At 63.2% G+C, this 641-nt stretch carries 1 protein-coding gene; it reads right to left on the bottom strand.

The annotated features are described in order from the left end of the window. Nucleotides 1–641 (bottom strand): AMP-binding protein (locus C9383_RS26500; RefSeq protein WP_146164727.1); only part of this gene is annotated, 641 nt, incomplete at both ends.

Below are 641 nucleotides of genomic sequence, written 5' to 3'. Positions count from 1 at the left end.
CCAATCGGAATGCTGCCCTCGTCTGCCCGCGTAATCTCATGGGTGGTCGAGAACGTCGTCGCCTCGGTCGGGCCGTAGCCGTTGAGCAGGTGCTGAGGTGCGCCGTCCTTGAGGACCCGGGCGATCACGCTCGGATCGAGCACATCACCGCCGACAATCAGGTAACGCAGTTGCGGGAAGACCGGCAACAATCCTTCGGCGTACTGGTGGAACAAGCCGGCGGTCATCCACAACACGCTGACTGCTTGCTCCTGCAACAGCGCAGCAAAATCAGCTTGGGACAGCAGCGTGTCCTGATCGACCACCACCACCGCGCCGCCATTGAGCAACGGCGCCCACACGTCCAAGGTACTGGCGTCAAACGCCGGGTTCGAAGCAAACGCCACGCGGTCCTGCTGATTGAAATCGGCATAGCCGTTGTTGATCACCAGGCGCGTGATCGCTCGATGCGGCACCAGCACGCCCTTCGGCGTACCGGTGGAGCCGGAGGTGTACATGATGTACGCCGCGGTCTCGGCGGATTGCTCCAGCGCCGGGTTGTGATCCGGCTCGATACTCAGATCCAGGCTGTCCAGGTCCAAGCGACGAACACCTTCCGGCACCTCAACCGAGGCCACCGTCAGCAGCAGAGCCGCCCCGCT

Origin of the sequence: Pseudomonas palleroniana, from assembly GCF_003031675.1 — a bacterium.
Lineage (GTDB): Bacteria > Pseudomonadota > Gammaproteobacteria > Pseudomonadales > Pseudomonadaceae > Aquipseudomonas > Aquipseudomonas palleroniana.
This window is presented reverse-complemented; position numbering and strand designations above follow the sequence as displayed.